Origin of the sequence: Pseudomonas schmalbachii (assembly GCF_017589465.1) — a bacterium.
Lineage (GTDB): Bacteria > Pseudomonadota > Gammaproteobacteria > Pseudomonadales > Pseudomonadaceae > Pseudomonas > Pseudomonas schmalbachii.
Map to the genome: position 1 here is coordinate 93,973 of NZ_JAELYA010000004.1, position 20,967 is coordinate 114,939.

Annotated in this window: 11 protein-coding genes; 4 read left to right on the top strand and 7 right to left on the bottom strand. The window is 66.3% G+C overall.

Going from position 1 to position 20,967, the window contains the following annotated elements; all coding sequences use genetic code 11:
- Window position 1 precedes the first annotated feature (1 nt).
- The 4 genes from JFY56_RS11705 to JFY56_RS11720 all read right to left on the bottom strand — a co-directional run bounded on the left by JFY56_RS11705 (window position 2) and on the right by JFY56_RS11720 (window position 5,337).
- Window positions 2-745, bottom strand: coding sequence for a protein-L-isoaspartate(D-aspartate) O-methyltransferase (locus JFY56_RS11705; RefSeq protein ID WP_208313907.1), 744 nt, complete (start codon window positions 743-745; stop codon window positions 2-4).
- Between the two features lie 173 nt (window positions 746-918).
- Complete coding sequence (locus JFY56_RS11710; protein WP_208313909.1) at window positions 919-2,244, bottom strand: TolC family outer membrane protein; 1,326 nt, start codon at window positions 2,242-2,244, stop codon at window positions 919-921.
- A gap of 1 nt (window position 2,245) precedes the next feature.
- The gene (locus JFY56_RS11715) at window positions 2,246-3,583 is read right to left on the bottom strand and encodes an HlyD family type I secretion periplasmic adaptor subunit (RefSeq protein WP_208313911.1); all 1,338 of its coding nucleotides are present in this window, start codon (window positions 3,581-3,583) and stop codon (window positions 2,246-2,248) included.
- Window positions 3,584-3,588: 5 nt separating this feature from the next.
- The gene (locus JFY56_RS11720; protein WP_328824864.1) at window positions 3,589-5,337 is read right to left on the bottom strand and encodes a type I secretion system permease/ATPase; all 1,749 of its coding nucleotides are present in this window, start codon (window positions 5,335-5,337) and stop codon (window positions 3,589-3,591) included.
- Between the two features lie 705 nt (window positions 5,338-6,042).
- Between JFY56_RS11720 and JFY56_RS11725 the strand changes: the two genes are divergently transcribed.
- Window positions 6,043-16,626, top strand: coding sequence for a peroxidase family protein (locus JFY56_RS11725; RefSeq protein WP_208313913.1), 10,584 nt, complete (start codon window positions 6,043-6,045; stop codon window positions 16,624-16,626).
- Between the two features lie 114 nt (window positions 16,627-16,740).
- Entirely contained in the window at window positions 16,741-17,184 is a 444-nt protein-coding gene (locus JFY56_RS11730; RefSeq protein ID WP_208313915.1) for a PA0061/PA0062 family lipoprotein, read from the top strand.
- Window positions 17,185-17,209: 25 nt separating this feature from the next.
- Here the strand turns inward: JFY56_RS11730 and JFY56_RS11735 are convergent, their stop codons facing one another.
- The 3 genes from JFY56_RS11735 to JFY56_RS11745 all read right to left on the bottom strand — a co-directional run bounded on the left by JFY56_RS11735 (window position 17,210) and on the right by JFY56_RS11745 (window position 18,771).
- Window positions 17,210-17,443, bottom strand: a complete 234-nt coding sequence (locus JFY56_RS11735; RefSeq protein ID WP_208313917.1) for a DUF1161 domain-containing protein — start codon at window positions 17,441-17,443, stop codon at window positions 17,210-17,212.
- Window positions 17,444-17,581: 138 nt separating this feature from the next.
- Window positions 17,582-17,797 (bottom strand): dodecin, encoded by a 216-nt coding sequence (locus JFY56_RS11740; protein ID WP_208313920.1) that lies wholly within the window; start codon window positions 17,795-17,797, stop codon window positions 17,582-17,584.
- A gap of 86 nt (window positions 17,798-17,883) precedes the next feature.
- On the bottom strand, window positions 17,884-18,771 hold the full coding sequence (locus JFY56_RS11745; protein ID WP_208313922.1) for a LysR family transcriptional regulator: 888 nt from the start codon (window positions 18,769-18,771) through the stop codon (window positions 17,884-17,886).
- A gap of 166 nt (window positions 18,772-18,937) precedes the next feature.
- Between JFY56_RS11745 and trpB the strand changes: the two genes are divergently transcribed.
- Window positions 18,938-20,146: a tryptophan synthase subunit beta gene (gene trpB, locus JFY56_RS11750; protein ID WP_208313924.1), complete on the top strand. Its 1,209-nt coding sequence runs from the start codon at window positions 18,938-18,940 to the stop codon at window positions 20,144-20,146.
- A complete protein-coding gene (gene trpA, locus JFY56_RS11755; protein WP_208313926.1) occupies window positions 20,143-20,949 on the top strand; it encodes a tryptophan synthase subunit alpha in 807 nt (268 codons plus the stop codon). The genes trpB and trpA overlap by 4 nt, the downstream gene beginning before the upstream one ends.
- Window positions 20,950-20,967 lie beyond the last annotated feature (18 nt).

Sequence of the window (20,967 nt, forward strand, 5' to 3'; positions counted from 1 at the left end):
CTCAGCGGCCCCCGAGCAGCGGCACGAAGCGCACCGGCAGCACCTGGCGGGTGGAAAGGCTGCCGTCGTTGGCCTTTTCGATCAACAGCAGGTACTGGGTCATGAACGGCGCGCCGACCGGGATCACCATCCGCCCGCCGGCCTTGAGCTGCGCGATCAGCGGCGGCGGGACATGGCTGGCAGCGGCGGTGACGAGGATGGCGTCGTACGGACCGTGCTCCGGCCAGCCGTAGTAGCCGTCGCCCAGGCGCGCCTGCACGTTGGCATAGCCCAGCCGGGTAATGCGCTCCCCGGCCTGGATCGCCAGCGGCTCGATGATCTCCATCGTGTACACCGCCTGCGCCAGCTCGGCGAGGATCGCCGCCTGGTAGCCCGAGCCGGTGCCGATTTCGAGCACCACGTCGCTGGGCTCGACCTGCGCCAGGTCGGTCATCAGGGCGACGATGTAGGGTTGGGAGATGGTCTGGCCGTGGCCGATCGGCAGCGGCCGGTTTTCATAGGCGTAGGGTGTCTCGTCGGGCGGCACGAAGCGGTGGCGCGGCACCCTGGCCATGGCGGCCATCACCGGCGCAGCGAACTCGGCCCGGCCGGTCTCGTCGCGGGTGACGGCGGACATCGCGGCGATCTCCCGGACCATGGCCTCGCGCAACGGCGTGAACGCGTCGTCGGCACGCAGGCCGGCGGATGCCAGCGCCAGGGCGATGGCAGGCGCCAGGATACGCATCAGGAGCGTCACCGGCTTCACGATGGCTCCTCCGGCTGGGGAACAGTCGAATCGTATGGCCGGTGGGCAGGGGCAGCAAGGATATCCGTAGGTTGGCGCTGAGCGCAGCGAAGCCCAACACCGGCACGCATCGGGGCAAAATCGTTGGGCTTCGCAAGCTCAGCCCAACCTACAAAGCCAGCCCAACCCACAGTTTACGGTCTGACCTCCCGCTCCGCGGTCAGGTAGCCGTTCGCCAGCGCGATATCGTCATCGCCCAGGCTGCCCACCGAGGCCGCCAGGCGCAGGCGGGAGACCAGGTAGCGCAGCTTGGCTTCGAACAGGTCGCGGCGGGCGGTGTAGTACTGCTCCTCGGCGTTGAGGATGTCCACGTTGGTCCGCGTGCCGGCCTGGAAGCCCTTGCGGCTGGACTCGATCGACTTCTGGCTGGAGCGCACCGCCGTCTCCAACGCGCGGATGCGGGCGGCGCCGCTCTGCACGCCGTGGAATTCGCGGGTGGTGCCGGAGAGCACTTCCTCGCGGGAGGCGTTCAGGTCCTCTTCGGCCTTGTCGCGGTTGGCCACCGCCTGGCGCGACTGGGCGCTGACCGCGCCGCCACTGTAGATCGGGATGTTCAATTCGAGGCCGACCGAGCCATAGCGGTTCTTCTGGTCGATGGTGGAGATGGTCTCGCTCTTGCCGTAGGTGTAGCCGGCGACGAAGTCCAGCGTCGGCCAGTGACCGGCCCTGGCCTTCTTCGCCTCCTCCTCGGCGACCGACACGCTGTAGCGGCTGGCGCGAATGGCGGGGTTGTCGACCTTGGCGCGGACCAGCCAGTCCTGCAGGTTGTCCGGCTGCAGCGGCGGGGTATGGAAGTCCTCGTGCAGGCTGGAGAGGCTTTCCGGCAGCACGCCGAGGTATTCCTGCAGCAGCCGGCGCGCCACCAGCAGGTTGTCCTCCGCCTCGATCAGTTCGGCCTGGGCCAGGTCGCGCCGCGCTATCGCGTCGTCGACATCCGTAAGCGTGCCCTCGCCCAGCTGCTGGCTGCGGGCGGCGAGGTCGTACTGTTCCTCGAAGGCCTTCAGCTTCGCTTTCGCCAGCTCGATCGACTCGCGCGCCAGCAGCACGTTGAAGTAGCGCCCGGCGAGGCTGATCGCCGCTTCCTGGCGCTTGCTGTCGAACACCGCGTTGCTGTACTCGGTGCGGTGGTCGCCCTGACGGTACTCGGCCATCTTGCGCTTGTCGAACACGGTCTGGCGCAGGCGCAGGGCGGTGCCGTAGGAGCCGTAGTCGAGGTCGTTGTCGATATTGCCCTGCTCCTGGGTGCCGTTGACCTCGTTGTCGTAGGCCGTGGCGTTGATCTGCGGAAGCAGCGGTGCCTTGCCCAGCGTGCGGTACTCCTGCCCGGCCTCCTTCTCGTGTACGGCCGACTGGTAGATCGGTCCCTGGTACTGCAGGAGATCCCAGGCCTCCTTGAGGTCCATCGCTCCCACAGGCAGGGCAACTCCTGCCAGACAAGCCAGGACGCATCCTCTCGCCATTTCATTGCTCCTTGAACGAACTGTCGACCCGGTCCAGCAGCGGTTTCAGCAGGTAGCTCAGCAGGTTGCGCTCGCCGGTCTTGATGGTGACGCTGGCCGGCATGCCGGGGCGGATGCGGTTGGCGCCGAGCTTGTCCATGCCCTCCGGGGTCACCTCGATCTGCGCGAGGTAGAACGGCTGCTTGCTCTGCTCGTCGATCAGGCGGTCGGCCGAGACGGTCAGCACGCGGCCGGGGATGTTCGGCGTCTGCGCGTGGTTGAAGGCCGGGAAGGAGATATCCACCGGCAGCCCCGGGACCATCTTGTCGATGGCCTGCACCGGGATGTTGGCGTCGACCTGCAGCGGTTCGTTGTCCGGCACGATGTCCATGATCTTCGCCCCGGACTGGATCACCCCGCCGATGGTGGCGATGCTCAGGCTCTGCACCACGCCATCGATAGGCGAGCGGATCGAGGTGTGGGTGACTTCGTAGTCCAGCGAGCGCAGGCGGTCGGCCAGGCTGTCGCTTTCCTTGCGCACGTCGGTGAGCTGCGATTCTACTTCCTTGAGGTAGTCGTGCCGGCGCTGGAGGATGCGCAGTTTCAGTTCGGTCACCTGGCTGCGCACCCGGGCGATGTTGTTGATGTTCTCCGCCTGGCCGGCGTTCAGCTCGGCGGCGCTGCGCTCCAGTTCGAGCATGCGGTTGCGCGGGATGTAGCCTTCCGCGGCGAGAGTGCGGGTGCCGGCCAGCTGTTCCTGCAGGAACCTGGCCTGGGTAGCACGCGCGCCATAGACCTGCTGCAGGCCCTTGACCTGGGTTTCGGCGGCGGCCTGGGTTTCCTCGAGAATGCTCAGCTCGCCGGCCAGTGCGGCGCGACGGGTATCGAGCAGGCGCTGCTGCAGCTCCATGGCCTCGTCCAGGCGCGGGTCGCCCCGGTAGCGGGCGAGCGCGGGATCGAACGCCACCTCGTCGTGGCCATCGCGCTCGGCCTCCAGGCGGCTTTCCACCGTCTTGCTGACGATGTATTGCGCACCCACCACACCCTGTTCGGCGATGGCCCGGGTCGCATCCAGGCGCACCAGTTCCTGGCCCTTGCGCACGGCATCGCCCTCGCGCACCAGGATCGCCTCGACGGTGCCGCCGGTGAGGTGCTGCACGGTCTTGCGGTTGCTGGTCACCTTCACCGTGGCGGTGGCGACCACGCCGGCATCCAGCGGCGCCATCCAGGACCACATGAGGAAGCCGCCGAAGCCGGCGAGCACCAGCCAGATGCCCCAGCGGGCCGGCTTGCCGGTGTCGATATCGACCACCACCTGCTGGGCGGGGAACGGCGATTCCTTACGTTCGACGAGATGCATGGCCGTCACTCCCTGCCACTGGCGCTGGCGCTAACGGGGGCCACCGCGTGCGGGCCGGCGGCCATGACGTTGGCCTGGCGCAGGGTGGCGAACACTTCGTCGCGGGTGCCGCACAGCTGCACACAGCCGTCGCGCAGCATCAGCACCTTGTCGACCAGCCCGAGCACGGTCGGGCGATGGGAAATCAGCACCGAGGTGGCGCCGCGCCGCTTGAGGTCGGCCAGCGCGTCGACCAGCGCCTTCTCGCCGACGTCGTCGAGGTTGGCGTTCGGCTCGTCGAGCACCACCAGCGACGGCTCGCCGTACAGCGCGCGGGCCAGGGCGATGCGCTGCTTCTGCCCGCCGGAGAGCGGGCTGCCGTCGATGCCGAGCACGGTGTCGTAGCCCTGCGGGAAGCGCAGGATCATGTCGTGCACGCCGGCGGACCGGGCCGCGCTGATCACCGCTTCGCTGTCGATTTCGCCGAAGCGCGCGATGTTCTCGGCGATGGTCCCTTCGAACAGTTCGACGTCCTGTGGCAGGTAGCCGAGCCATGGGCCGAGTTCGGCCTTGTTCCAGGTGAACACGTCGGCGCCGTCCAGGCGCACCTTGCCGGCCTGGGTCGGCCACACGCCGACCAGCAGGCGGGCGAGGGTGGACTTGCCGGAGGCCGACGGACCGATCACGCCGAGGCATTCGCCGGGCGCCAGGCCGAAGCTCACGCCATGCAGGATGCCGACGCTGGTGCCCGGTGCGCCGGCATGCGCGCCTTCCACCGAGAGCGCGCCGAGCGGGCGGGTGAGCGGCATGGTCGGCGGCCGTTCCGGGTATTCGGTGAGCATATTGTTCAGCCGGCCCCAGGCCATGCGGCAGCCGAGCAGCTGCTTCCAGCTGGCGATCACCTGCTCCACCGGCGCCAGCGCGCGACCGGTGAGGATCGAGCAGGCGATCATCATGCCGGCGGTGATCTCGCCCTTGATCGCCAGCAGCGCGCCGGCGCCAAGGATCAGCGACTGCAGGGTGATGCGCACGAAACGCCCGACGCCGCTGATGTAGGCCGCGCGGTCGGAGGCCAGGGTCTGCCGTTCGAGGATGCGCAGGTGGCCCTTGTACCAGCGGCGGCTGATCGCCGGCAGCATGCCCATCGCCTCGATCACCTCGGCGTTGCGCAGGTTGTTGTTGGCGTAGATGCCGGATTCCTGCGCCGCCTGGTTGGCCTCGGCGAGCGGCTTGCGCGTGGTGACTTCGGTGAGCACGGCCAGGCACACCAGGATCAGCGAGCCGATCAGGGTGATCAGCGCCAGGATCGGGTGGATCAGGTAGGTGACCAGCAGGTAGACCGGCGTCCACGGCGCGTCGAAGAACGCGAACAGCGCATTGCCGGTGAGGAACTGGCGCACCTGCGACAGATCCTGCAGGGCCTGCGCCGGATTTCCGCCGGCACGGCTGAGGTTGCGCTCGAAGGCGGCAGTGAAGATGCGCTGGTTGAGCTCCATGTCCAGGCGGTTGCCGACCCGGATCAGCACGCGCGCGCGGGCGATCTCCAGCAGCGCCATCAGCATGTACAGGCCGCACACCAGGACGGTCAGCATCAGCAGTGTGGTGACGTTGCTGCTGACCAGGGCGCGGTCGTAGACCTGCATCATGTACACCGCCGGCACCAGCATCAGCAGGTTGACCACGCCGCTGAACGCGCCCAGCGAGTAGAAGGTACGCCGCAGACGGAACAGCACGTCTGACAGTTCGGACCGAAGGGAGGAAATCTTGGCTGTCACGGTGTCCACCTCGGGCAGTTGGCAGACTGTTGGGGCGTGTCGCACGGGCTTCAGGAGGCGGGGGGAACGCTCGCTGCTGCGCCGTACAACCCGGTTGCCAGGCGAGCGTTCTTTTTGGGGAATTGTGTCGCTTGCCTGAAACAGGAGCGTAGGAGATGAGTGTCAATCCGGCGATACACCGCCAATGCCAAAGATCGGGAAAAGCCGAATTTTTGACGATTAAAATTCTTTCAAAACAATAACTTAATGCCTATCAATCCGTTCGTCGGCTGACCTGACACAAATTTGACACTCCCGGGTGGGGATACTTAAGTCTAATTACCGACCCACCCAAGGGGATAAACCCCCATTTGTGGGGACGTACACCAGGCCCCCGAACGGAGACTCAGTATGGGCGGCACATCGACCTCCAGCCAGACAAGGCAGCCCTTCCGGGAGCTGTTCTTGCCCCCCAGGTTCCACGGGCCGCCGGGAACTTGACCCGGCTCGCTGAGCGTTCCAGCCCAGACCCGGCATAAAGCGGACACCACTTCCAACACCTGCCGTTCGCGACAGGCGCGGGATTTCTTCGGCCTTCGCTTTTCCAGCCCGGCATAGCAGCTCAAACGCCTGGCCTTCGCAATCGATCCACCCCCCGGCTGTGCCCGCTTGGCGCGGCCCGGGCCTTGTCTTCCGTGCGTATTGTCCGATTGAGGAAAACAACAAATGGCCAATTTCAACAAAGCCGACCTGGAGTTCATTCTTCAGCAAATCTTCATCGCCGAGGCCCATTCGAATGGGGAGGATCTCGCCAACCTGCTGCCCAACGCCCAGGTGCCCTTCGGCCTGCGCACGGTGGATGGCAGCTACAACAACCTGCTGGATGGGCAGAGCGCCTTCGGCGCCGCCGACGGCCTGTTCCCACGCCTGCTCGACCCGGTGTTCCGCCCGGCAGAGAACGCTACCTTCGACCCTGACGGTCCCGGCCCGCAGACCGCCGGCAGCCCCACCTCCTACCAGCAGACCAGCGGCGCGGTGTTCGACTCGCAGCCGCGCACCATCAGCAACCTGATCGCCGACCAGACCGCCAATAACCCGGCGGCGATCGCCGCCAATGGCGGCGCGCCGAGCATCACCAGTCCCGGCCTCGACGGCATTTTCGGCACCGACGACGACCGCGAGGTGTTCTTCATCCCCAACGAATCTCCCGACGAAGGCCTGAGCGCCGGCTTCAACTCATGGATGACCTTCTTCGGCCAGTTCTTCGACCACGGCCTCGACCTGGTGACCAAGAGCAGCACCGATGTGATCTTCATCCCGCTGAAGGCTGACGACCCACTGGTGGCCGGCGCCGACGGCGTGTTCAACACCGCCGACGACCTGGCGCCGAACCTGCGCTTCATGGTGGTCTCCCGCGCCACCAACCAGCCCGGACCGGACGGCCAACTGGGCACCGCCGACGATATCCACGAGCACACCAACACCACCTCGCCCTTCGTCGACCAGAACCAGACCTACAGCTCGCACCCGTCGCACCAGGTGTTCCTCCGCGAGTACGTACTGGTGGATGGCAAACCGGTGGCTACCGGCAATCTGATTACCAACCGCGACCTGGGCGTCGATGGAATCTTCGGCACGGATGACGACGTCGAGATCGGCGGCATGGCCACCTGGGCGGTGGTCAAGGCGCAGGCCCGCGACATCCTCGGGATCAACCTGACCGATGCCGACGTATTCAACGTGCCGCTGCTGGCGACCGACCCCTACGGCAACTTCATCAAGGGCGACAACGGCTTCCCGCTGGTGGTGATGAACGACAACTCGCTGGTCGAAGGCAACCCCGGCGCGCCGGTCAGCCTGGCCAATGCCGTGCACACCGGTCACGCCTTCCTCGACGATATCGCCCACAACGCGGCGCCCACCGCCGGCCTGGTAGCCGATGGCGACGATGTGGTGAACAGCGGCCCGCTGGCCGCCGGCACCTACGACAACGAGCTGCTCGACGCGCACTACATCGCCGGTGACGGCCGGGTCAACGAGAACATCGGCCTGACCACCGTGCACCACGTGTTCCACTCCGAACACAACCGTCTGGTCGAGCAGTCCAAGCAGACCATCCTCGCCTCCAACGACCTGGCTTTCCTCAACCAGTGGCTGCTCGAACCGGTCGGCGCGCTGCCGCAGAACCAGACCCAGCTCGATGCCCTGGTGTGGAACGGCGAGCGCCTGTTCCAGGCCGCCAAGTTCGGCACCGAGATGCAGTACCAGCACCTGGTGTTCGAGGAATTCGCCCGCACCATCCAGCCGCAGATCGACGAGTTCCTCGCGCCGAACGGCTATGACACCACCATCGATCCGTCGATCGTCGCCGAGTTCGCCCACACGGTGTACCGCTTCGGCCACTCGATGCTGACCGAGACCATCGATCGCTACGACGAGAACTTCATCAACAGCGAAATCGGCCTGATCGAGGCGTTCCTCAACCCGCTGGCCTTCGCCGCCAGCGGCGCCAATCCGGATGCGGCGGCCGGCGCCATCGTCCGTGGCCTGACCCGGCAGACGGGCAACGAGATCGACGAATTCGTCACCGAGGCGCTGCGCAACAACTTGCTCGGCCTGCCGCTCGACCTGCCGGCGATCAACATCGCCCGCGGCCGCGACGCCGGCATCCCGTCGCTGAACCAGGCGCGCCGCGAGTTCTTCGAGATGACCGGCGACAACCAGCTCAGGCCGTACACCAGCTGGGCGGACTTCGCCGCACATCTGAAGCATCCGGAATCGCTGATCAACTTCATCGCCGCCTACGGCACCCACAGCAGCATCCTCAACGCCAGCACCCTGGAAGGCAAACGCGCGGCAGCCCTGCTGCTGGTGCTGGGCGGCGGTAATGCGCCTGAGGACCGGCTGGACTTCCTCAACAGCACCGGCGTCTACACCAGCCTGACAAATGGCGTCACCACCACCGGCCTGGATTCGGTGGACTTCTGGATCGGCGGCCTGGCCGAAGTGAAGATGCCGTTCGGCGGCATGCTCGGCTCGACCTTCAACTTCGTCTTCGAGACCCAGTTGGAGGCCCTGCAGAACGGCGACCGCTTCTACTACCTGGCGCGCACCGCCGGGATGAACTTCGGCACCGAGCTGGAGAACAACTCGTTCGCCAAGCTGATCATGCTCAATACCGATGCCACCCACCTGTCGAACACCGTCTTCCAGACTCCGACCTTCACTCTCGAGGTCGATCAGGACCGGCAGTTCAATGCCGGTCTGGGCGGTGACGACCCCACCGGCGGCATCACCATCAATGGCGTGGAAATCACGCCGCTGGTGATCCGCGACAACCCGGAAACCGTTGGGCCGGACAGCAACTACCTGCGCTATACCGGCGGCGACCACGTGGTGATGGGCGGCACCGACGGCAACGACGTGATCGTCTCCGGAGCGGGCGACGACACCGTCTGGGGCGACGCCGGCAATGACCGCCTGGAAGGCGGCGCCGGCAATGACGCGGTGCTCGGCGGCGACGGCGACGACATCATCACCGACATGTTCGGCGACAACCGCATGGAAGGCGGCGCCGGCAACGACGTGATCGCGGTTGGCAGCATGGAGGCCGGCGGTGCCGGCAACCTGATCCTCGGCGGCGATGGGCAGGACTTCATCATCGTCACCGAAGATATCGCCACCATCTTCGGCGGCCAGGGCGACGACTTCATTCTCAGCCCGAAAACCAGCCTGCCGCCCACCGGCAACGAGGGCGACGACTGGATCGAAATGGGCACCCAGGACGGCGCGCCTGGCGACAACTTCGCCCCGCTGCTGACCGACGAGATCGCCGGTAACGATATCTTCGTCGGCGGCCCCGGCTTCGACGAAATGATCGGCGAAGGCGGCGACGACATCTTTGTCGGCAGCGATGCCCAGGACAAGATGGAAGGCATGTCCGGCTTCGACTGGGTCACCCACAAGAACGACAAGGTCGGCGTCACCGTCGACCTGACCCTGGCCGTCCTGGCGCAGCCGCACGGCAATGCGCCGAACCAGAACGGCGGGCTGTTCCAGCCGGTCGGCGCCTCGCCGGCCTCTATCCTCGACCGCTTCGACGAGGTGGAAGGCGTATCCGGCTCGCGCTTCGGCGACATCATCCGCGGCGACAACGTCAATGCCGAGACCATCCTCAACCATGGCGGCGCCACCGGCAGCGCGCTGACCAACGTCGACCTGATCAGGGGGCTGCGCGCATTGCTGCAGGAGGCAGGACTGCCTGACGATGGCTTCGCCACCGGCAACATCCTCCTCGGTGGCGACGGCAGCGACATCATCGAAGGCCGTGGCGGCGACGACCTGATCGACGGCGACAAGTGGCTGAACGTGCGCATTGCCGTCTATGCGGCGGGCGACACCAACCATACCGGTCCGGAGATCCGCAGCTTCAACAGCATGACCGAGATGATCCCGTTCATGCTCAGCGGCGAAATCAATCCCGGCCAGCTCAAGGCCGTGCGCGAAATCCTGCCGGGGACATCGACCGGTGGCGCCGCCTACGACACGGCGGTGTTCTCCGGCATCCGCGACAACTACACCATCACCAACCGCGGCAACGGCGTGTACACGGTCACCGACAACGTCGGCGACGACGGCTCCGATACCCTGGTGAATATCGAACGGCTGCAGTTCTCCGACGTGAGCGTGGAACTGGCCGGCGGCAACGCCTCGCCGACGGGCCGGCCGACCATCTCCGACTCGACCCCCGGCAACCCGATCAGGGTGGGCGACACCCTCACCGTATCGATGGCCGGCGTGCGCGATGCCGACAACATCACCGGCAGCAACCCGAACGGCAACGTCAACGCCAACAGCTCGGTGAGCTACATCTGGCAGGTGGAAAGGGACGCCGGCACCGGCGTGTTCGAGGACATCATCCTGCTGCCGGCCGGCGACCTGGCCTTCCAGAGCGCCGATGGCACCAAGTTCCGCGTGACCTCCGATCTCGCCGGCCTGAACCTGCGGGTCAAGGCGATCTACCAGGACGGCCACGGCACCTCCGAGATGGTCTTCTCGCAGCCCACCGGTACCGTGCAGGGAAGCGGGGACGAAACGCCGATCGCGCATACACCGGTGGTCGATGGCACCACCAGTGGCGATGGCTTCCAGATGGTCCGTTCGGACCTCAACTTCATCCTCGACCAGATCCGCATCGCCGAGGCCCACGCCCGTGGCGAGGACCTGCTCTCGCTGCTGCCGAACATCCGCGTCGCCTATGGCCTGCGCACGGTGGACGGGTCGTTCAACAACCTGTTCCAGCAGAACGGCATCGACAACACCGAGTTCGGCGCGGCCGACAACACCTTCCCGCGGGTGGCCACGCCGAACTTCCAGGATGCCGAAGACACGACGTTCGACCCTGACGGCCCCGGCCCGCAGACCGCTGGCAGCTCCACCTCCTATCAGCAGACCAGCGGCTTCGTCTTCGACTCGCAGCCGCGCACCATCAGCAACCTGCTGGTCGACCAGACGGCCAATAACCCGGCAGCCTATGCGAAGGCCTACGATGTGGGGGCCGATGGCCTGATCGGCACTGCCGACGACGAGCTCAAGGAAGGCGTACAGATCGTCAAGAGCCCGGGCCTGGACGGCCAGTTCGGCACCGACGACGACAAGGACGTGTTCCTCTTCCCGAACGTCGCCCCGGACGAAGGCCTGTCGGCTCCGTTCAACGCCTGGATGACCTTCTTCGGCCAGTTCTTCGACCACGGCCTCGACCTGGTCACCAAGGGCGGTTCCGGCACCGTGTTCATTCCGCTGCAGCCGGACGATCCGCTGTACGTGGAGGGCGCGCCGACCAACTTCATGGTGCTGACCCGCGCCACCAACCAGCCGGGACCGGACGGCATCCTGGGCACTGCCGACGACATCCACGAGCACACCAACACCACCTCGCCGTTCGTCGACCAGAACCAGACCTACAGCTCGCACCCGTCGCACCAGGTATTCCTGCGCGAGTACGTGCTGGTGGATGGCAAACCGGTGGCCACCGGCAATCTGATTACCAACCGCGACCCAGGCCCGGACGGCGACTACTACACCTCTGACGACATACCGGTCGGCGGCATGGCCACCTGGGCGGTGATCAAGGCGCAGGCCCGCGAACTCCTCGGCATCAACCTGACCGACGCCGACGTGGGCAACATCCCGCTGCTGGCGACCGACGCCTACGGCAACTTCATCAAGAACCCGGCCACCGGCTTCCCGCAGGTGGTGGTGCGCATCGGCAACGGCAACGACGGCATCGCCGGCACCGCGGACGATGTGACCCAGCTGCAGTCGGGCACGCCGGATAATCCGCTGAGCCTGACCAACGCGGTACGCACCGGCCACGCCTTCCTCGACGATATCGCCCACAACGCGGTGCCGGTGCTCAGCGGCGGCGTGCTGCAGCCCGACGCCGATACCGACGTCGGCAACGCAGTGCCGGTCGGCCCCGGCGGCAACAACCTGCAGTACGACAATGAACTGCTGGACAAGCACTACATCGCCGGCGACGGCCGGGTCAACGAGAACATCGGCCTGACCGCGGTGCACCACGTGTTCCACTCCGAGCACAACCGTCTGGTCGAGCAGACCAAGCAGACCGTGCTCACTTCCGGCGACCTGAACTTCATCAACGAGTGGCTGTTGGAACCGATCGATTCGCTGAGCGACCTGAGCGGGCCGCTGGTATGGAACGGCGAGCGTCTGTTCCAGACCGCCAAGTTCGGCACCGAAATGCAGTACCAGCACCTGGTGTTCGAGGAGTTCGCGCGGACCATCCAGCCGAACATCGACCTGTTCTTCGCGCCGACCCAGGTCTACGACGTCGATCTGGATGCCTCGATCGTCGCCGAGTTCGCCCACACGGTGTACCGCTTCGGCCACTCGATGCTGACCGAGACGGTCGATCGCTTCACCAGTGACTTCAATGTGGTGAGCGCCAACCCGGAAAACCCGGACGAGCAGATGGGCCTGATCGCGGCCTTCCTCAACCCGCTGGCCTTCGCCGCCAGCGGCACGAATCCGGACGATGCCGCCGGCGCCATCGTGCGCGGGGTGACCCGCCAGGCCGGCAACGAGATCGACGAGTTCGTCACCGAGGCGCTGCGCAACAATCTGCTCGGTCTGCCGCTCGACCTCGCCGCGATCAACATCGCCCGTGGCCGCGATACCGGTGTCCCGACGCTGAACGCCGTGCGCCGGGAAATCTTCAGCCAGACCGGCGACACGCAGCTCAAGCCGTACCTGAGCTGGGCCGACCTGGTGCTGCACCTGAAGCATCCGGAGTCGCTGATCAACTTCATCGCCGCCTACGGCACGCACCAGACCATCCTCGACGCCACCACCCTGGTGGACAAGCGCGCCGCGGCACTGGCCCTGGTGCTGGGCGGCGACGATGCGCCGGCCGACCGCCTGGCCTTCCTCAACAGCACGGGAGCCTGGGCCAACGGCGCCAATGGCGTGACCATCACCGGCGTGGATGCCATCGACCTGTGGATCGGCGGCCTGGCCGAGGCGAAAACCCCGTTCGGCGGCATGCTCGGCTCGACCTTCAACTTCGTGTTCGAGAACCAGTTGGAGAAACTGCAGGACGGCGACCGCTTCTACTACCTGGAGCGCACCGCCGGCCTGTCGATGAACGCCGAGCTGGAGAGCAACTCGTTCGCCAAGATGATCATGGCCAACACCAACGCCATCCACCTGCCGGGCGTGGTGTTCACGACACCCGGCTGGACCCTGGAGGTCAACCAGGCGCTGCAGCACACCGGCCTGGGCGTCGCCGGCCGCGACGACCCGGACGGCGTGAGCCGCGACAACCCGAATACCGCCGGCCCGGACGACAACTTCCTGCAGTACACCGGCGGCGAGCACGTGGTGCTGGGCGGCACCAACAACGCCGACATCCTGATCGCCGGCGATGGCGACGACACCATCTGGGGCGACGGCGGCGACGACCGTATCGAGGGTGGCAACGGCAACGACCAGATCCGTGGCGGTGCCGGCGACGACATCATCACCGACACCGGCGGCGACGATAACATCCAGGGTGGCGACGGCAACGACGTGATCCACGGCGGCAACGGCATCAACCTGGTGATGGGCGGCTTCGGCAACGACTTCATCATCACCGGCGAGGACGCCTCCGAGGCCATCGGCGGCCAGGGCAACGACTTCATCCTGGGCAGCAAGGCCAACGAACAGGACATGGGCAACGAAGGCGACGACTGGATCGAGAAGGGCACCTCGGACGGCGCCCCCGGCGATAACTTCGATCCGCTCGGCAACGACCCGGTCATCGGCAACGATGTCTACATCGGCGGCGGCGAGAACGACAAGTTCAACGGCGAAGGCGGCGACGACATCATGGTCGGCAGCGCCGGCATGGGTAACCGCTACATCGGCAGCTCCGGCTTCGACTGGGCGACCTTCAAGAACGATGACCGCGGCGTCACCATCGACATGAGCGACCGCTTCTTCAACGTGCCGCCGCAACCCGGCTCCGGCGCCTCGGTGCTGGCGCGCTTCGACGCGGTGGAAGGCCTGTCCGGTTCGCACCACGGCGACTTCCTGCGCGGCGACAGCGTCGATGCAGCCGCCATCCGCACCGCCGGTGCCTATGGCAGCGTGCTGACCAACATCGACCTGATCGACGGCCTGCGCGAATTCCTCGGCGACGGGGTGCAGTTCTTCGATGGCGGCAACATCATCCTCGGCGGCGATGGCGGCGACCTGCTCGAAGGCCGCGGCGGCGACGATCTGATCGACGGCGACAAGTGGCTGAACGTGCGCATCAGCGTGCGCGCCAACCGCGATGGCACCGGCCCGGAGATCGCCAGCTTCGACAGCATGGAACCGATGGTGCCGCTCATGCTCAACGGCACCTACAACCCGGGGCAACTGGTGATCGTGCGGGAAATCCTCGACGGCAATCCGGGCTACGACACCGTGCTGTTCACCGGGCTCAGGGACCAGTACACCATCGAGATCGATGACAACGGCACCTTCGATGACACCAGTGACGACATCATCACGGTGACCGACAGCATCGTCGGCCGCGACGGCACCGACCGCCTGACCGGCATCGAGCGCCTGCAGTTCTCCGATGCCGCCGTCGAGATCCCCGGAAGCGCCAGCAACCAGGGTCCGACCGGCGGGCTGGCGATCCTCGACGCCGTCAGCGGCCTGCGCGACAACACCCCGGTACTCGGCCAACTGCTGCGGGTTTCCGCCACTCCGGCACACGACGCGGACAACGTCAGCGCCAGCAACCCGACCGGCACCATCACCGGACCGGTGAGCTACTTCTGGCAGGTCGAAACCGTCCCCGGCTCGGGCATCTATGAAGACATCACCTTCTTCGATGCCGGTGAAGTGTCCTGGGCGCTGGGCGAAACCTTCCGCGTCACCGAGGATGTGGCCGGGCTGAACATCCGCGTGCGGGCGGTCTACAAGGACGCCAACGGCACGCTGGAGATCATCCACTCGGTCGGCAACCAGGATCCCAACGGCGAACCGACCATCGACATCGGCGACGGTGTGCCGGTGGTAGGACAGGTGCTGACTGCGTCGATCGCCGGCCTCAGCGATCCGGACGGCGTCAACGCGGCCACTGTCAGCCTGCAATGGCAGGTACTCGACGATGATCTGGAGTTCGTCGACATCAATGGCGCCACCGGTGAGCAGTTCACCGTGACCCAGGACCAGGTCGGCCGGCAGATTCGCGTGGTGGCCAACTTCGTCGACAACTTCGGCACTCCGGAAAGCGCCGCCTCGCTGCCGACCCAGCAGGTCGACGCCGACCCGACCGGCGCACCGGTCATCGAGGGCCTGGCGGCGCAAGGCCAGGTGCTGACCGCTGACACCGGCAATATCGACGACGCCGATTTCATCTTCAGCAACTTCAGCTTCCAGTGGCAGGAAAGCAGCGACGGGGTGACCTTCACCAATATCGGCGGCGCGACCGGCGAAACCCTGGCCCTCGGCCAGGCACACGTCGGCAAGCAGGTCCAGGTGGTGGTCAGCTATACCGATGGGCTGGGCATCGTCGAGACAGTGACCTCCGCTCCAACTGTGGCGGTGGCGAATGTCAATGACGCGCCCACCGGTGCGCCGACAGTCACTGGCACGGCGCGGAGAGGTCAGGTGCTGACGGCGCAGACCGCCGGTATCGCTGACCTCGATGGACTGGGTGCTCTCAACTACCGGTGGCAGATGTCGACAACTGGCGGCACTTTCATCGACATCGCTGGCGCAAACGCGGCATCCCTCACCCTGGCCCAGGCCCAGGTTGGCCAGCGTGTGCAGCTCGTGGTCACCTTCGTCGACGGCGGCGGTACCGAGGAGACTCTGGTTTCCGGCCCAACGGCGATAGTGGGAGACGTATTGAACGGTACAGCGGGCAACGACACCCTGATTGGCAATGTGGGTGACGACTTGCTCAATGGGCTGGGTGGAGATGACATCCTCGCTGGTGGCCTGGGGGATGACACCATGGCCGGCGGCACCGGCAATGACAACTACGAGGTGACTGAGATAGGCGATGTCGTGGTCGAGTCCGCCGGCGAAGGCATCGATACCGTGTTTGCCAGGCTCTCCAACCACACTCTCGGAGCGAACGTGGAATCGCTGGTTTACGTCGGTACGGGTAACTTCACCGGCATCGGCAACGCCTTGAACAACTATATGCTGGGAGGCAGCGGCAACGACATCCTCGCTGGGGGGGCGGGGGCCGATACCATGGTCGGTGGCGCCGGCAATGACAGCTATGAAGTGACCGATGTCGGCGATGTCGTGGTCGAGGGCGCCAACGAGGGATACGACGCCGTGTGGACCACGCTCTCCAGCTACACCCTCGGGGCAAACGTGGAGGCGCTGATATACGCCGGTTCGGGCAACTTCACCGGCAACGGCAATGAGTTGAACAACTACCTGCTCGGCGGTGCCGGCAACGACGTCCTGGATGGCGGCGCCGGCAATGATGTAATCGTAGGTGGAGCCGGCAACGACACGATGAACGCCAGCCTTGGCGATGACATCTTCGTGTTCAGCGCCCCCGGCTTCGGCGCCGACCGCATCCTCGGCTTCGATGCCGTCGCCGCTGGTGGCCAGGACCGCCTGGATATCTCCGGTCTCGGAATCACCGCAGCGACCTTCGCCAGCAGCGTGCAGATCAATGCCGCGGGCGCCGACACACTCATCAACATTGGCGCCGACTCGATCCGTCTGGTCGGTGTGACCGATGCCACCAGTGTGAACGCGTCGGACTTCATCCTCGCGACCTGATCCAACTCCAACCAGACCGGGGCGCCTGCGGGCGCCCCTTCTTTTTGGCTCTCCGCCCCTGCCCGCTTCATCGGAGTATGCTGATCGGATCCCGGCCGCCCCGTGGAGTCCGCCATGCGCACCCCCGCCTGCATCCCGCTATTCACCCTCCTGCTCGCCGCCTGCGCCAGCCCGTTGCCGAAGCACGACCCGAACATGGCCTGGGTCGAGCTCTACACCACGCCGGCCAACTCCCTGCTGGCCGAGCGCCTGGACGGCAAGACCCTGCGCGACGGGCGCTATTTCCAGGTGAGTCCGGGCAAGCATGAGCTGCAGGTGCGCTTCCGCTACGAGCTGGCCGGTGGCGGCGGTGGCGGGCGAATGGGCATGGGCGATGGCGGCGGCACGGAGCTGACCTGCCTGGTCGACGTGGTCTACGACCAGTTCGCCGCCGGCCAGCGCTATCGCCTGGAGCTGCGCCCGCAACTGCAGAGCGCGCTGGCGCTGCTGACCGATCAGAATGGAACGCTGGTGGCGAAGACCGACTTCCAGGGGCAGGTCAACTGCCTGATCTTCTGAGAGCCTGTTTACGATCTGCTGCGCTTCAGTTGCCGTTCTTCTGGTAGATGATTTTCTTCGTGCCGCCTTCGCAGCTGCCGACCACCATGTTCGGGTCCTTCACCTCGGCGTTCGGCACGATCTCCAGGGTGTAGGAGGTCACCCCGGCCGCCTGAATCTTCGCCTCGATCTCGGCCTTCAGCTCTTCGCACGGCTTGGTGGCGGCCCAGGTCGGCGTCGCCAGCGTCGCGGCCATGGCCGCGAGGATTACCCATCTCATGACATTCCCTCGTGTCAGCCCCCGACTGGGGCATGTATTCCATGGCGATAGACAATGCGGAAGCCGCCAAGTGCCGTGCCTGGCGCACCTTCTCCCCTCGCGGGAGAAGGCTGTGGGAGAGGGCGAGCTGCCAGCGCGTCAGCTATTGGCGATCTTGAAGCCGACCTTCAGCGTCACCTGATAGTGCCCGACCGCGCCGTTCTCGATGTGCCCGCGGGTATCCACCACCTCGAACCATTCCAGGTTGTGCACCGACTTCGCCGCCTCGGCCAGCGCGTTGCTGATCGCATCCTCGATGCTGGTGCGCGAGGAGCCGACCAGTTCGATCTTCTTGTAGGTGTGGTGATTCGACATGCCTGCCTTTCCTCCATTGGGTACCGCCGGCGCGGTTTGCCGGGTGCTCTATCGACAGTAGTCGAGCGCCAGCAATCTGCCAGCGCTCAGTGCGCCAGCTCATTGCGCAGCCATCCCGCCAGCCGCGCCGCGCGGCGATCGGGCAACCGCGCCGGCACCCACAGGGCCAGCCGCGCATGGGTCTCGACGAAGCCCCAGGGCGCGGCCAGGCGGCCGGCGGCGAGGTCGTCGGCGACCAGTGCCTGCGGGGCGATGGCCACGCCGAGGCCGGCGACGGCGGCTTCCAGCAGGTAATAAAGGTGCTCGAAGCCCTGGCCGGTCTTCAGCGCGCCGACATCCAGTCCGCTGGCGTTCGCCCATTCCGGCCACGCCTGTGGACGCGAGGTGGTGTGCAGCAGCGCCTCGCCCAGCAGCACTCCCGCCGGCGCTGTGGATAACTCCGCAAAGCGCGCATGGCGCGGGCTGAGCACCGGGCCGATACGCTCGACGGCCAGCTCGAATACCTGCATGTCCGCCGGCCAAGGCGGCTCGGCGAACCACAGGGTGGCGTCGAGCCCGGCGCGGCGCGGGTCCAGTTCCTCGCTGGCGGAAAGCTGCAGGCGCAGGTCCGGCAGCTCACGATTGAGTCGATCCAGACGCGGGATGAACCAGCGCGCCAGCAGGCTGCCCGGACAGCCGAGGACGAATGGCGCGTTATCCCCGGATTGCCGGCGAAGCTCGACACAGACACCGCGCAGGCGCTCGAAGCTGTCGCTGGCCACTTCGCCCAGGCGAACGCCGGCATCGGTGAGTTTTACGCCACGCCCGTCCTTGACGAACAACGCCAGCCCCAGCTCTTCCTCCAACTGGCGAATCTGCCGGCTGATCGCCCCGTGGGTCACGCTCAGCTCGTCTGCCGCCGCGCTCATGCTGCCGAGGCGGGCAGCGGCTTCGAAGGCGCGCAGAGCATTGAGGGGAGGGAGGTCGCGGCTCATGGCATTCCATCCGTGAGTTTTCCTGACAGGTCATGGCGATCTTATCGCTTTTCTCGCCCACTCCACAGCCGTATCCTCAGTCCATACCTTGTAGGAGCGCCCCATGAGCGCGAAAAGCATCGCGGGCATGGCCCGCTCCTACACCGAATCAGACAGGAGCACTCCCATGTCCACACTGCGCACCGGCCCAGACGCCAAAGGCCTGTTCGGCAGCTTCGGCGGCCAGTACGTCGCCGAAACCCTGATGCCGCTGATCCATGACCTGGCCCGCGAATACGAAAAGGCCAAGGACGACCCGGCATTCATCGAGGAACTCGCCTACTTCCAGCGCGACTACGTCGGCCGCCCGAGCCCGCTGTACTTCGCCGAGCGCCTGACCGAGCACTTCGGCGGCGCGAAGATCTACCTCAAGCGCGAAGAGCTGAACCACACCGGCGCGCACAAGATCAACAACTGCATCGGCCAGATCCTCCTGGCCAAGCGCATGGGCAAGCAGCGCATCATCGCCGAGACCGGCGCCGGCATGCACGGCGTGGCCACCGCCACCGTGGCGGCGCGCTTCGGCATGCAGTGCGTGGTCTACATGGGCACCACCGACATCGACCGCCAGCAGGCCAACGTCTTCCGCATGAAGCTGCTGGGCGCCGAGGTGATCCCGGTCACCGCCGGCACCGGCACCCTGAAGGACGCGATGAACGAAGCCCTGCGCGACTGGGTGACCAACGTCCACGACACCTTCTACCTGATCGGCACCGTGGCCGGCCCGCACCCGTACCCGGCGATGGTCCGCGACTTCCAGGCCGTGATCGGCAAGGAAACCCGCGAGCAGCTGGCCGAGAAGGAAGGCCGCCTGCCCGACTCGCTGGTCGCCTGCATCGGCGGCGGCTCCAACGCCATGGGCCTGTTCCACCCGTTCCTCGATGACACCAGCGTGCAGATCATCGGCGTCGAAGCCGCCGGCCATGGCATCGAAACCGGCAAGCACGCGGCCAGCCTGAACGGCGGCGTACCGGGCGTGCTGCACGGCAACCGCACCTTCCTGCTGCAGGACGACGACGGCCAGATCATCGACGCCCACTCGATCTCCGCCGGCCTCGACTACCCCGGCATCGGCCCGGAACACGCCTGGCTGAATGACATCGGCCGCGTCGAGTACACCTCGATCACCGACCACGAGGCGCTGGAAGCCTTCCACATCTGCTGCCGCCTGGAAGGCATCATCCCGGCGCTGGAGTCGTCCCACGCGCTGGCCGAAGCTTTCAAGCGCGCGCCGAAACTGCCGAAGGACCACCTGATGGTGATCAACCTGTCCGGCCGGGGCGACAAGGACATGCAGACCGTAATGCACCACATGCAACAGGAGCAGAAAGCATGAGCCGCCTGCAGACCCGCTTCGCCGAACTGAAACAGCAGAACCGCGCCGCCCTGGTGACCTTCGTCACCGCCGGCGACCCGAACTACGACGCCTCCCTGGCGATCCTCAAGGGCCTGCCGGAAGCCGGCGCCGACGTGATCGAACTGGGCATGCCGTTCACCGACCCGATGGCCGACGGCCCGGCGATCCAGCTGGCGAACATCCGCGCGCTGGCCGGCAAGCAGAACCTGGCGAAGACGCTGCAGATGGTCCGCGAATTCCGCACCGGCAACAGCGAAACGCCGCTGGTACTGATGGGCTACTTCAATCCGATCCACTACTACGGCGTCGACCGCTTCATCGCCGACGCCAAGGAAGCCGGCGTGGACGGCCTGATCGTGGTCGACGTGCCGCCGGAGCACAACGAAGACCTCTGCCACCCGGCCCAGGCCGCCGGCATCGACTTCATCCGCCTGACCACCCCGACCACCGACGACCAGCGCCTGCCGACCGTGCTCGAAGGCAGCTCCGGCTTCGTCTACTACGTCTCCGTGGCCGGCGTCACCGGCGCCGGCGCGGCGACCCTGGACCACGTGGAAGAAGCGGTCGCGCGACTGCGCCGCCATACCGACCTGCCGGTCGCCATCGGCTTCGGCATCCGCACCCCGGAACACGCGGCGAACATCGCCCGCCTGGCCGACGGCGTGGTGGTCGGCTCGGCGCTGGTCGACCAGATAGCCAATGCCGCCAGCGACGCACAGGCGGTGGAAGGCGTGCTCGGACTGTGCCGCAAGCTGGCCGAGGGCGTGCGCAACGCGCGTTGAGACCGATGGGTATCGCTT